Raw genomic sequence first — 12,126 nt, 5'->3', positions numbered from 1 at the left:
GCGGCATTTCACTCGCGCGAGGGATGCCGCTGCGCCCTTCGGGGAGGCGACGGCGGCAGCCGCGCGGCACTGTCGAAGGTATGACGGATTCCATTGCTGTTGCTGCAGATCGCGGCCGAGCACGTATGGCATGGGCTCGTGCGCACGAGCCGGTGGCAGGCGTGCCCCGCTGGGCGCGGAAGGCCGCGCTACTGGTGCCTCTTTCGGTGCTGCCGGCAAGCCTCTGGCGGGTCGCCGCGTTCGCGCTGCACCTACCGATCATCAAGAGTCGCCCGGTGAACGCGGGCGGGAACCTGTCCTCGTGGATCCCGCTCGAGCTGTATGTCGTGCTGCTGTCCATCGCCTCGGAAGTGTTGGCGTTCACCGCTATTGGGCTCGTCTCGACCTGGGGTGAGGTCTTCCCGCGGTGGGTGCCGTTCCTGGGAGGGCGACGGGTGCCGACACTTGCCGCCGTCATTCCCGGAGCGATCGGCGCGACCATCCTCACCGTCCTGTGGACCGAATCGCTGGTGATGCTTGCACTCGGGCGGACGCTGACCGGCGGCGCCATACCGGCGGACGGGTTTCTCAACCTGCACACCTGGCAGGGGGTCCTGGCGATCCTGATGTATGCGCCACTCATCGCCTGGGGGCCGTTGCTCGGAGCCGTGACGTTCGCCTACTACCGACGGCGCCATGCCCGAGACGCGTCAGGCGGTTCGTCCGCCTAGCCGCGCACGGCCCACACCGAGCGCGGCACAAGAGCGCTCGACCACTTCGTCGAAATCGACCTTCTCGTGGAGGACGCCCTGCTCGAACGCGTATGTAGCGGCACGCGTGAAGGGTCCACGCAACGCGTCGAACCCGCACGGAGTGAAGTCCACGGGGCCGGGTTGGCGTGCGGCGTCAATCGCACTCTTGAGCCCGTCGTATGCCGCAAGGACCGTGCCTGCAGACTCCTTCGCCGACGACTCGGTCACCGCGATGACGTGGTTGATCGGTGCGAAACCGTTACGGACGGACCACTCTTCGGCTGCCTGCGCAGGGTTCGGGATCACCGTTCGAACGCGTTGGTCATCGGGAAGTTCGTTGCCCATGATCCCGAAATCGACGTTGCCTGCTAGGAATTCGACTGGAAGCTTCACTCCTTCTGGCGCGCGAGTGACCCACTTCGGATCGGTGAATGCCGCGACGTGCGCGGGCTCATACACAGTCCAGCTCACGTCGCGCAGATCGACTCCATAGTCCTCGGAAAGAAATCCACGCATCCACACGCCGGTGGTCTGGCTCCAGGAACGAACGCCAACTGTCGATCCGGCCAGGTCTTCAACCGTGGCGTCCTTCATGGCTACCAGGGTCTGGTGCTGATACCGACCAAGCGTGGTGATCGGGAGCAGGATTACGGGCAACCCATAGGCGGTCGCCTGGAGCAGAGTCACGATGGCCATTTCGCACATGCCATTGATGTCACTGCGCAGGAACGGCGCGGACGCTTTATGTAACGGTGCGATGTCCTTCCGTATCAACTCGTCCCTGGAGCCAGCCGACGCCTCGATTGCGGCTGCTGCCAGTCGGTCTGATCCGATCACGATGTCCATGTGGATGCCCTTTCGTGGGGTTGATGACTACCCGCCGCTCGCTGTTGCGAGCGGTAGGTCTGGGGAAACGCGAGGAGGTCCTCAGTCAGCGATCGAGGTAGAGGCAGTCGCCGGGTCGGATCAGGACGGCAACCTCGTCGCCAGGCTGCACTCGCAACGGCCCGGGCATGGAGGACGAGAGCGTCAAGCCGCCGACTGCGACGTCGATCGCCACGCGATCGCCGAGGAACTCCGCCGCGGTGACCTTCGCGTGGATGCCGCCTTCGGCCAGCGCCCTCTCGTCGTGGACCGGCAGCACCATGACGTTCTCCGGTCGAGCGCACACGAAGCCGCTGGTCAACTCACCAGGGGTCGTGGTCGAGACCGTCTCGCATCGGAACTGGCCGACGGATGTCTTGGCGACCACGACACCGGATGCCTCAGCGGTCCCCTCTTCGATCGGGATGAGGTTTGCGCTGCCGATGAAGTCCGCGACGAACGACGTACGTGGTGAGTTGTACAACGCCTCCGGGCTGTCGATCTGCTCGACCTTTCCCTGGTTCATCACGATGACTGTGTCTGACATGGCCAGCGCCTCGGCCTGATCGTGGGTCACATACAGCGAGGTGACACCGAACTGTTGCTGGAACTGGCGCAATTCGCCGCGCAACCGGACTCGCAGCTTTGCGTCCAGGTTCGACAGTGGCTCGTCGAGCAGCAGCACGTCGGGATCGCAGAGCAAGGCCCTGGCCAGGGCAAGTCGCTGCTGCTGACCTCCGCTCAGCCGTGTCGACCAGCGATCCGCGAAGTCCGCGAGTCCGACTTGTTCGAGCACGTTCATCGCCCGGGTCCGGATGTCGCCCTTCTCCTTCACGCGCTTCCGCCCATATTTCATCGGGAAGGCGGCATTCTCGAGCACGGTCATGTGCGGCCAGATGCCGTATGACTGCGGGACCATCGCGATCGGACGATCCTCGGTCTTGACGTCGCGTTTCGACGACGCGTCGAAGACCACGTCGCCGCCCATCTCGATCCGACCGCGAGTCGCGCGCTCCAAGCCGGCGATGCACCGCAACGTCGTGGTCTTGCCACACCCACTGGGCCCGAGAAGCGTGAGGAACTGGCCTTGTGGAACTTCGAAGGTGATGTCCTCGATTGCGAACGCGTCGCTCCCGCCATACGCCTTGGCCAGGTCGGTGACGACGACGGCTTCGCGATCTGCGGGCACGGTGAATTCGTGCGCTACAGCTGCCATGTGAATTCTCCTATGCCTCGCGTGGCGCGCCACGCCTGTTGACGACCCACACCGCAACCGTCGATATGAGCATGATGATGACTGCCAGTGCGCTTGCCTCGGGATAGTCCACACTCGAGGTGTAGGTGTCCCAGAGCATGACGATCAGGGTTTTGTTGTCTGCACCGGTGAGCAGCAGGGCAATGGGCAACTCGCCCAGTGCGTGCGCGAACACCCACAACCAGAGCCGCCACAGCGCGGGGCTCAACAACGGCAGCAGGATCTTGCGGGTCACTGTCGCCGATGACGCGCCGGTTGCTCGGCCTGCTTCCAGCAGCCCCTCATCGATCTGTAAGAGCGCCGTTTGCACGACCCGTGCCCCTCGGGCGAGGAATCGCGTCGTCAGTGCGACAACAATGATCCAGATGGTCCCGTAGATGGGGATGGGTAGGAACAAGTAGAGGAAGAGAACCGCCGACCCCAGCACGACACTGGGAATGCCCATGACTAAGAACGTCGATTCGAAGAGGAACCCACTCCCCCAGAATCGGCGCTGGGCGGCTGCCATGGCGATCCACACAGAGAGCGCCGTCGTCAGGGTCGCGGTGATCAACACGACCTCTGCAGTATTCGTCAGAACATGGGTCAGGTCCGGCGCCGAGAAGACTCGTGTGTATGGCGCGAACGTCATCGTTCGAAGCCCGGACATCGTGAACGGTCGGGAGTATGGCGACAGGCTTGTCCAGATGAGGGCCAGGATCGGCAGCACCACTCCGACGAACAGTACGACCGAGACGATCACCGCCATCGGAACGCGCCACTTACCCAACGGGGTCGGCCGCTGCCGATACCCCTTGCCGGTGACGACCTTGTACCGATCGGCATCTCGCACGCGCCGCCGGTAGACCAGGAGCATCGCCAGCGACAACACCAGGATCAGCACGCCATACGTGCTTGCCTGCCCGTAGTCAGGCAGCCCGCTAGGCGGCTGCAACGAATACTGAATCAGGTTGCTGTAGACGAAGATCTGGTGCGGCAGGCCGAGGATCGCCGGAATCGCGAACCCCTCCAGCGCGATGACGACCAGCAACATGCCAGCGGCGGACACGGCCGGCCCGATCAACGGAAAGACGATGAGCCTGAGCCGCCGGTGCAGCGGCGCTCCCGTCGCGGCGGCCGCCTCCTCCAGCTCCGGGTTCAGTTGTGCGAATGCCGGCGCGATCATGAGATACATGCTGGGTATCCCGAAGATGCCCATCACGGTGATCATTCCCGCCAGCGAGTAGATGTCGAGATGAAATCCGATCGTGTTGCGCAGGACGATGGCAAGCGGTCCGTTCGCGGGATTGGCGACCAGCGCCCACGCGATCGCCATGACCGTCACCGGCACGGCGAGAGGTGCCAACGCGAGCGGGGCCAGAAAGCGCCTGCCGGGCATGTCGGTCCGCTCGAACAGGTAGGCGAATGCCACCGACAGCACCAGGGCGACCACAAGGGAGCCGACCACGTAGATGCCGGTATTGAGGCTGACGGTCCCGAGGCGACCCGACGAGAACACATCGCGATAGTTGGAGAGCCCGAAGCCAGGAACTTCGAACGGAAGATCGGTCGTGGTCGGCTTGAGACTCGAATAGACCAGGATGCCCAGGGGCACCAGGACCAGGTAGGCGATTAGCGCGACCATGACCAGGTTGACCACGATCCCGAAACCGTGCAGCCGTACGCCGTTCCATGGCCGCGTTCCGCGCAGCGGGGCGGGCGATGCGCGGTCTCCGAGTCGGCCCGATCGCGCGTCTCGGTCGACCCGACCTGGTCGCCTGGTACGACTTTCATCAGCAGATCCTCTGCGTCTTGGGGTGCATGGGACACGGTCGTGAATCAGCCCACACTGGTGCCGAGGGCCTTCTCAGCCTTCGGGAAGAACGCGCTGAGGCTCTGGTACTGCGCCAGGGACTTGGTGGGATACCACTTCAGACCGGCGGCACAGATCGCCTTCAGCACGGGAGTCTGGCCGGCGTTGGAACAATCGGTGCTGACCGGAATGCGGGAGTTGTAGGACTTCGACAGTGCTGCTTGCGCGGCAGCCGAAGACAGGAACGACGTGAGAAGCACCGCAGCCGCTGGGTGAGGGGCGTACTTGGGGACATACAAATACGCTTCGTTGGCGTTGGTCGGCGACAGTGGTGCGACGGCGACGGGCGCGCCCTTCTTCTGGGCGGACAGCACCAGGTTGATCAGGCTGGTGCCCATGTCGACTTGACCTGATTCAATCGGTGCCTCGGACTGCGTCGTGTTATCGGTGTAGTGCGGCTTCAGCGCGTTGAGCTTCTTCGCCCACGGCAGAGCCTTTCCCTCGCCGCCCATTCCGGAGTCAAGATCCCAGACGGTCATGAAGGAGGCCCGGGACTCAATCGAGACCTTCCCACCGGACCAGCGCGAGTTGAGCAGGTCGTTCCAGGTCTTGGGCACCTCGGACGCCTTCACCTTGGTGGTGTTGTAGGCCCACACCTTCGGCACGGCCCAGATGTAGACCATGTTCTTCTCAAAGATGTTGTCACTGGCGATCCCGTACTTCGCCCAGTCGACATTGTCAGCGAGCTTCATCGAAGGCACAACGGTCAGTCCACCGGCGTTTCCGACGTCGACGGTCACCTTCTTGGCCGCCTGCTCCAACTTGATCTGACTCACCTGGTCGGGCGCCTTGGTGTTCGTGTACTTGACCTGCACACCCGGGTACTTCTTCGTGAACAGGTCGATCGCGCTCTGCATCTGGGCCTGCGGCTTCGGCGCCGACCAGTAGACGACACCTTCCTTCTTCGCCTGCGTGTAGAGACCGCTCATGGACGTCGGAAGGTCTGTCGCCTTCGAGGACCCGGACCCGCCACACGCACTCGTGCTCGCAAGGACCGCGATAGCCAAGACCACTGATCCCCGGCGCAGTCGCACCTTCGATGACTTCGCTCCAGGAGCGGTCAAACCGGTCATCGTGAATCTCCTTCAAGAGGTGGCTCTTTCGAGCCAATACTGTGATGTGTTGCGATCAGCCGGCGGCTGACGCTGTGTAGACGCGTGCTGCGTTCGCACCGAGCACGCCGGTCAATTGCGCGTCGGTGAGCCCGACGAAGTGACTGTGGATGCTGTCGCGCAAACTGGCGAGCGTCCCATCGGATGCGGGAAAGTTGGACCCCCACATGAGGTGATCGGCACCGAACCGGTGAACCAGTTCGCCCACCACTTCGATGGCGTCGACGCCGGGCTCCTCACCGAGCCGGCGCAGCATCGGTGGCGTGATCTTCAGGTGGACGCCGTCGTACTTCGACAGCGTTGCCAGCTCGTCGAGCCCGTTGTATGGCGGGCCTCCGGCGGCGTTCGGACGCCCGCCGTGATCGAGCAGAACAGTGAGTCGCGGATGCCGCTCCAGCACCGAAACCAGCTTGTTCGTGTCCTTGGAGTGCATCTGGATACACACCGGGATGTGTTGTGTATCAAGGTAATCCCAGACCGCTGCCATGCCTTCGTCGGAGACTCCAGACCCCTGGGCGGGCACCGCCGTGGTTCCGTCGGACACACGGATCCGGACGCCGCTGAACCCCCGCTCGCCGATCCAATGGCGTAAGTCGTCGATCGCCGTGGGCGACAGGAAGTCCACGGCACACACACCGACGAGGCGATCAGGGTGCCGATCGAGGGCGTCGGCGGCGTAACTGTTGTCGAAGCCGTAAACCGTCGACGCGTGCACCAAGGCTGCGCGCTCGACGCCGGCGGCGTCCAACGACCTGAGGAGTCCGTCGATGTCGACTGCACGGGTCTGCGACCACTCGGAGCGGGTTCCGCCCAGTGGTTGCACCGGATATCGATCGGTGTCCGGCGAGATCGCGTGGGTATGGGTGTCGAACTGGGTCATCGCTAATTGCTCCTGTCTGAGAGGGTGAGGTCGTCGTCCAGGGGAAGCGGCGACGGGCAGTCGGTCACTCGCCGGCGTACTTCTCGAAGTCGTGGAACAAGTCCGCTGCGCTCAGGTCCGAACTGATGAGCTCCTGCTCTCGAGCGTGACGCAGGGCCGCGTCAAGAGTCGCCAACAACGTGTCAGTGATGCCGTGCTGGACGACAATCTCGCGCACTGAACCGGTTGGCTCGTCCGGTCGCGCCGCGTCGATCGCTGCCGCGAACCCGCTGTAGAGCGCTCGCACGGCCGTCGGGTTGTCCTCCAGCAAGTCCTTCCGGACGACCAGAAGGTGGTTGATCGGAATCCAGCCGTTCGCGTCGTAGAACTGGCTCTGCTGCGATTCGGAGTCGGCGATCAGCGGCGCGAGCTCCTGCACATGGTCGGCGGAGCGGGCTCCGATGAGGACCGCATCGACGTCGCCCTCCCTCAGGAGCGGCAGCAGCTCCTTGTCGGTACGTTCGACATTCGACGGCTCGTGGTAGGACGCGACGTGCGGGCCTTCATTGGTCACCCAGGTGACGTCCTGCGCGGCGACCCCGTAGGTGTCGGCAAGTATTCCGCGAACCCACAGGCCGGTGGTCTGTGTGTAGGAACGCACGCCGACGCGTCGGCCGCGAAGGTCCCCTGGGAAGAGAGCGGCTCCATCGAGGGCAGAGAGCGACCGGTGGTGGAAGTTGCCGTGCAGCACGATCGGCAAAGCGGCGATCGGTACGCCGGCTTCGACGGCTTGGAACAGTGTTGCGATGGCCAGCTCCGACGCGTCATACCGCAGCTCACGAACCATCGGCGCGAACGCCCGGTGGATCGGTTCGACATTTGCGAAGTGCAGCTCAAGTCCGTCCGCCGTCACCTGCCCGTCCAACAATGCTCCGGTGTGCGGATACCGCCGCACCGCCACATCCATCCGAGTCACGCTCGACATCTCGCCTCGCTTCTGATTGTTTAACAACTTAGTGTGATCACGCTAACACTGGACCGCACGACGCACAACGAGTTTGCCGAATTTTCTGCACTCTGAACGAAATTGGTCACCGAGACGCCCATGCCGAAGTTACTTATTGTTCGACAAGTGAGATGTACTCGGAGGATGAGTCAGCCACACCCGCATGACGGCGCCACACAGAACGGGCCGGCAATCGCCGGCCCGTTTCGAGTTCAAGAGATCAGTGCTGCGGGCGGTCGTCCACGTCACCGACACCGATCTGAAGCGCTCTTCCGGCCGCAGAGACGTGGTGACGCATTGCGGCTTCCGCGGCGCTCGCGTTGTGGGTGATGATCGCGCTGAGGATGGCCTGCTGTTCGGCCAGCGACTCCGGCCGTGGATGAGAGCTGTCGATCGGCCGGTACTGCCGCAGGACCAGCGGATACATCAACTGGCCGACATACCGGGTGAGCGTTGCCTGTCGCGCGGCTTGGCGGATTCGCTCGTGGAACCGGCGGATCAGCCCGGCATACTCCTCACGACCGCCGGTGCGGTTGGCCTCCGCCATCAGCTCCACGAGGTTCGTCAGGTCGGCGATGTCCTCGTCCGTGGCGCGCTCGGCGGCCCGCGCCGCGAGCGCCGACTCCAGCAACTCCCGGGTGTCGAGAATCTCGATAGCTTCCTCGACCGAGAACGAACGCGTGCGCGCTCCCCGGTTGGCCTCGCTGACGAGGTAACCCTCCTGGACCAACCGAGCCAGCACCGACCGGAGAGTCCCCCGGGAGACAGCGAAGCGCGAAGTGAGATCCGCTTCCGTCAGGCGACTGTCCGGAGGAAACACACCGGCCAGAATGGCCGTGCGCAGCTCCTCGTAGACCCGCGCACTCGTCGTCGCCAGCCGGGAGTCGCCCGAGCCGTTGCTCTCCGAGTTCGTGATCTCGCCAGCATCTCGGGATGCGGCTCTCCCCGCGTTCTCTACGGACGACATCAGCGGGTTCCAACTTCCAGTGACGGGTACAGCACACGAGCGGTTCGGCTCAAGATACCTTCCCGCTCGTCGTCGGAGAGGACATCGAGAACGTCGTTCGCCAACCCGACAAGTTCCTCCATCGGCTGCTCGGCCGCCGGGCAGTTCGACCCCCAGGCGATGCGGTCGGCGGTGAACGCATCGATGACCGGGCGCAGGAAGTTGATCGCCGACTCACCCAACCTGTCCAGTGGTTCGAGCGTGCGATGGGTGAGCTTGAGGAACAGGCGCGGATATCTTGCGAGTTCGACCACGGTCTGAGCAGCTGCAGCAGGGTCGGCCTCAACATCTGGGTAACCACAATGGTCGAGCAGCACGGTGACCTCGGGGTAGCTCGCCAGCACCGTGTGCAGTTCGTCGAGAGCGGAGTCCAGCTTGAGCTGCAGGCACACGGGGACGCCGAGTTTGCCTGCGGTCAGCCAGAATTCATCGGACTCTGCACTCACGAACGAGTTGCTCTGGCCGGTGAGCGTGCTCCCGGCGGTGAAGAGTCGTACGCCGGCCAGGCCCTCCTCGTGCGCCTTCGGCAGCCAGCTGGCTGCGCCGGGCTTGACGGGGTCAACGGTGCCGACCACCGTGAATCGGTCCGGCCAACGACGCGCGCTGTCCACGACATAACTGTTGTCGTAGCCGTAGTTCGTCGTCGCCTGCACCAGCACGGCCTGGTCGATTCCGTTGCTGTCCATGCGGTCCAACAGACCCTCCGCAGTGACCGGCCGGGCAGCCGCCCACTTGGACTGCTTGCCGCCAAGCGGGTTCTGTGGGTAGGTCTCGAGGTTGTTGGAGATGATGTGGCAATGGGCGTCGACGCGCATCGAGGTTTCCTTCACTGGGTTCAGCCCACCGGGTAGTCGCCGGGAGCGAACAGGGCTGTCGGACGGTTTGAGATGAGCCCCTGCTCCGCGCTGTATCGGACGAGCGCGTCGATGCTGGGCTGGTTGGGCTCCGCGCCATACGGCACGGGATCGCCGCCGACCTGCGCAGCCTGTCGGGCCAGGCGCGGTTGCTGTGCCCAGGTCGGGTCCTCCGCGAGGTACTTCTGTTTGCTGCGCACGAGTGCGGCATACAGCTCGGTCGGCAGCTCGGGTGCCCGCTCCGCCAGCTCGCTGCGTATGACGATGACGGAGTGCAGGGGGTAGACGCCGGTGCGTAGGAACCAGTCGCGCTCGAGGACCTTCGCGTCCGGGAAGAGCGGGTATGACGCCGCTTCTTCGGTGTCGGCCGGCGCGGTCTCGGTCCAGCCTTCCCGGGGCGCTCCCGCGCGACCCGTACCTGCGTTGCCGGAGAAAGCTGCGCCGAGTTCATCGGCGAGTAATAAGGACTCGAGCGATCGGTCGTCGGTCACTCGGCGTTGGTTCGCGGGTTCTTTGCCCTGGATGTGGTCGTCGTCGTCGACCACCCAGGTGATGGACTCGATGTCCACGCCATACTGCTCGGCCAGTAGACCACGGCCCCAGACGCCGGTGCTCACCGAAAACGCGCGCACCCCGACTTCCTTGCCTTCCAGGTCCTTCGGCGCCCGAATGCCTGACTTCGGACCGCACACGATGTCGCTGTGGTGGAACTTGCGGTTGATGAAGACGGGGATCGCGATCAGCGGGATGCCGGCCTCGCGCGCCATGACATAGGTGACGGGCGCCAGCTCGGCAACGTCGAATTCGAGATCCCGGATCATCCGGCGGTACGCACTGATGATGGGCTTGACGGTCACCGGCTCGATCTCGTGACCGGCAACTCGCTCTCCCCCTCGAGGAAGGGGCGAACATGCGGATAGTCGCCGAAGGCGACGGATAGTGATGACACAATCACTCCAATCTTGTTGAACAATTAGAACTCAATCATAGACGGGCTCGTTGCACAACCTCTTGCCGCAGAGTACTTACGTCAATCGTTCCGACCTGCTAGCCTCGGATTTTGTTACACAATCTACGAGGAGACTTGATGATCGAGGTCAAGGAGCGCGTCGTCGTGGACGGCCGCCCGCAGCGGGTCTGGGAGATCGTTTCCGATCCCCAGGCGGTCGCATCGTGCATCGGCGGTTGCCAGCTGGGCGAACAACACGACGACGGAAGCTATGACGCAACCATCGGCGTGAAGTTCGGCGGCATCCGGGTGAAGTTCCGGACGAAGGTGGATCTTGAGGTCGACCACAGCACGATGACCGGGCAACTCCGGATCACCGGGGCCGACCAGCAGGGTGCGACCCGCGTCGGTGGCTCGGCGAACTTCGAGGTTCGTGCAACAGACCCGGACCGATCCGCGGTCGAGTTCAATGGAGCGCTCGACATCAACGGCAAGCTGGCGACCCTGATCGCGTCGGGCGCGAGCGTCGTCGTCGGTCGGATGACGCGCGAGTTCACCGAGTGCCTGTCGACGAAGCTCGCGCTCAGCACGGTTCCGGCGCAGCCAGCGGTCCTCGCACCTGCCACTGGCTCCGCCGTGTTCACCGACACAGCACCGACCGTCGCCACTCAGGCCGACTGCCGGCCACATCTCACGTTCATGGCACGCGTCCGACAGGCCTGGACGAAACTGGTGGATCGGCTGCGTGGCACGAAAGGGCAACACTAATGGCAGAACTCAACGGAGTCGCGCGGCGGCTGGAACGCGGTGAGCGGGTCTTCGCCAGCTTCTGTGCGCCGAACGCCAATGCCGCACTGGACCTGTCGACCACGTCGTATGACGCCGTTCTGTTCGAGGCCGAGCACAAGCCGTGGGACGTCCCCGAGCTACGAAACGCGTTCCAGTACCTACTGAATCGCCGCACCATCCTGGAAGCTGGCGGGCCGGCACCGGCCATCACGCCGCTGGTACGCATCCCACCCAACGGCAGCGAGCGCGCCCAGTGGCACGCCAAACAAGCTCTCGACCTGGGTGCCTACGGCATCGTCTGGCCGCACATCACGTCCGTCGAGGAAGCCGCGAATGCCGTTGCGGCGTGCCGGTATCCGGGAGTTGACCAGCACGGACCGGCCGGCCAGCGCGGCGACAGCCCGGTCGCGGCGGCCCGCTATTGGGGCGTGCCTCTCGACGAGTACTACCGACGGGCCGGAGTCTGGTCGCTCGACGACGACGGCGAGATCCTGGTCGTCATCATGATCGAGGACCGCGCCGGCATCGAGAACCTCGACGACATACTCGAGCAGGTCCCGGGTATCGGGCTCGTCCTGATCGGCGAGGGCGACCTCAGCCAAGAGCTCGGTGTGCCCCGTCAGTTCGAGCATCCGACAGTCCTGGCTCACAAGGAGCGCGTGCTCACCGCCTGCGCGAAACACGGTGTCGCCGTTGGGCATCCCCACGTCACTGCCGCCAACGCCGAACGCGCCCTGGCCGACGGATATCGCTTCCTAATGACCGCACCGGTCGTCACGTACCCCGGTCTCGAGGTCGCTCGGCAACTGTCCGAACGCGACCGGCCGAACATCGACGTCAACTAACTGC

At 64.2% G+C, this 12,126-nt stretch carries 12 protein-coding genes; 3 read left to right on the top strand and 9 right to left on the bottom strand.

The window, feature by feature from the left end:
- Nucleotides 1-80 precede the first annotated feature (80 nt).
- The gene (locus ACFQDH_RS06320; protein WP_382399535.1) at nucleotides 81-710 is read left to right on the top strand and encodes a hypothetical protein; all 630 of its coding nucleotides are present in this window, start codon (nucleotides 81-83) and stop codon (nucleotides 708-710) included.
- Here ACFQDH_RS06320 and ACFQDH_RS06315 read toward each other — a convergent pair.
- The 9 genes from ACFQDH_RS06315 to ACFQDH_RS06275 form a co-directional block, all read right to left on the bottom strand.
- Complete coding sequence (locus ACFQDH_RS06315; protein ID WP_382399533.1) at nucleotides 690-1,577, bottom strand: substrate-binding domain-containing protein; 888 nt, start codon at nucleotides 1,575-1,577, stop codon at nucleotides 690-692. The two genes, ACFQDH_RS06320 and ACFQDH_RS06315, sit on opposite strands and share 21 nt — an antisense overlap.
- A gap of 85 nt (nucleotides 1,578-1,662) precedes the next feature.
- Nucleotides 1,663-2,811, bottom strand: a complete 1,149-nt coding sequence (locus ACFQDH_RS06310) for an ABC transporter ATP-binding protein (RefSeq protein WP_382399531.1) — start codon at nucleotides 2,809-2,811, stop codon at nucleotides 1,663-1,665.
- 10 nt (nucleotides 2,812-2,821) lie between these two features.
- The gene (locus ACFQDH_RS06305; protein WP_382399529.1) at nucleotides 2,822-4,489 is read right to left on the bottom strand and encodes an ABC transporter permease; all 1,668 of its coding nucleotides are present in this window, start codon (nucleotides 4,487-4,489) and stop codon (nucleotides 2,822-2,824) included.
- 179 nt (nucleotides 4,490-4,668) lie between these two features.
- Nucleotides 4,669-5,631: an ABC transporter substrate-binding protein gene (locus ACFQDH_RS06300; RefSeq protein ID WP_382399527.1), complete on the bottom strand. Its 963-nt coding sequence runs from the start codon at nucleotides 5,629-5,631 to the stop codon at nucleotides 4,669-4,671.
- 199 nt (nucleotides 5,632-5,830) lie between these two features.
- Complete coding sequence (locus ACFQDH_RS06295) at nucleotides 5,831-6,694, bottom strand: amidohydrolase family protein (protein ID WP_382399525.1); 864 nt, start codon at nucleotides 6,692-6,694, stop codon at nucleotides 5,831-5,833.
- 64 nt (nucleotides 6,695-6,758) lie between these two features.
- Entirely contained in the window at nucleotides 6,759-7,658 is a 900-nt protein-coding gene (locus ACFQDH_RS06290) for a substrate-binding domain-containing protein (protein WP_382399523.1), read from the bottom strand.
- Nucleotides 7,659-7,899: 241 nt separating this feature from the next.
- Nucleotides 7,900-8,646: a GntR family transcriptional regulator gene (locus ACFQDH_RS06285; RefSeq protein WP_382399521.1), complete on the bottom strand. Its 747-nt coding sequence runs from the start codon at nucleotides 8,644-8,646 to the stop codon at nucleotides 7,900-7,902.
- Complete coding sequence (locus ACFQDH_RS06280) at nucleotides 8,646-9,500, bottom strand: amidohydrolase family protein (RefSeq protein ID WP_382399519.1); 855 nt, start codon at nucleotides 9,498-9,500, stop codon at nucleotides 8,646-8,648. The genes ACFQDH_RS06285 and ACFQDH_RS06280 overlap by 1 nt, the downstream gene beginning before the upstream one ends.
- Before the next feature lie 20 nt (nucleotides 9,501-9,520).
- The gene (locus tag ACFQDH_RS06275; RefSeq protein ID WP_382399517.1) at nucleotides 9,521-10,396 is read right to left on the bottom strand and encodes a PhnD/SsuA/transferrin family substrate-binding protein; all 876 of its coding nucleotides are present in this window, start codon (nucleotides 10,394-10,396) and stop codon (nucleotides 9,521-9,523) included.
- Between the two features lie 230 nt (nucleotides 10,397-10,626).
- Here ACFQDH_RS06275 and ACFQDH_RS06270 point away from each other — a divergent pair, with 230 nt between their 5' ends.
- Complete coding sequence (locus ACFQDH_RS06270; protein WP_382399515.1) at nucleotides 10,627-11,256, top strand: CoxG family protein; 630 nt, start codon at nucleotides 10,627-10,629, stop codon at nucleotides 11,254-11,256.
- A complete protein-coding gene (locus tag ACFQDH_RS06265; RefSeq protein WP_382399513.1) occupies nucleotides 11,256-12,122 on the top strand; it encodes an HpcH/HpaI aldolase family protein in 867 nt (288 codons plus the stop codon). The genes ACFQDH_RS06270 and ACFQDH_RS06265 overlap by 1 nt, the downstream gene beginning before the upstream one ends.
- The last annotated feature ends 4 nt before the right edge of the window (nucleotides 12,123-12,126 follow it).

The sequence above is a fragment of the Flexivirga alba genome (assembly GCF_042661025.1).
GTDB lineage: Bacteria > Actinomycetota > Actinomycetes > Actinomycetales > Dermatophilaceae > Flexivirga > Flexivirga alba.
The sequence above is the reverse complement of the archived record's forward strand: the minus strand, read 5'-3'. Positions and strand labels throughout refer to the sequence as shown.

What these genes read in the sequence shown, in the direction of transcription:
- ACFQDH_RS06320 (WP_382399535.1), top strand. Translation starts at nt 81, where the DNA reads ATGACGGATTCCATTGCTGTTGCTGCAGATCGCGGCCGAGCACGTATG.
- ACFQDH_RS06315 (WP_382399533.1), bottom strand. Translation starts at nt 1,577, where the DNA reads ATGGACATCGTGATCGGATCAGACCGACTGGCAGCAGCCGCAATCGAG.
- ACFQDH_RS06310 (WP_382399531.1), bottom strand. Translation starts at nt 2,811, where the DNA reads ATGGCAGCTGTAGCGCACGAATTCACCGTGCCCGCAGATCGCGAAGCC.
- ACFQDH_RS06300 (WP_382399527.1), bottom strand. Translation starts at nt 5,631, where the DNA reads ATGAGCGGTCTCTACACGCAGGCGAAGAAGGAAGGTGTCGTCTACTGG.
- ACFQDH_RS06295 (WP_382399525.1), bottom strand. Translation starts at nt 6,694, where the DNA reads ATGACCCAGTTCGACACCCATACCCACGCGATCTCGCCGGACACCGAT.
- ACFQDH_RS06290 (WP_382399523.1), bottom strand. Translation starts at nt 7,658, where the DNA reads ATGTCGAGCGTGACTCGGATGGATGTGGCGGTGCGGCGGTATCCGCAC.
- ACFQDH_RS06285 (WP_382399521.1), bottom strand. Translation starts at nt 8,646, where the DNA reads ATGTCGTCCGTAGAGAACGCGGGGAGAGCCGCATCCCGAGATGCTGGC.
- ACFQDH_RS06280 (WP_382399519.1), bottom strand. Translation starts at nt 9,500, where the DNA reads ATGCGCGTCGACGCCCATTGCCACATCATCTCCAACAACCTCGAGACC.
- ACFQDH_RS06270 (WP_382399515.1), top strand. Translation starts at nt 10,627, where the DNA reads ATGATCGAGGTCAAGGAGCGCGTCGTCGTGGACGGCCGCCCGCAGCGG.
- ACFQDH_RS06265 (WP_382399513.1), top strand. Translation starts at nt 11,256, where the DNA reads ATGGCAGAACTCAACGGAGTCGCGCGGCGGCTGGAACGCGGTGAGCGG.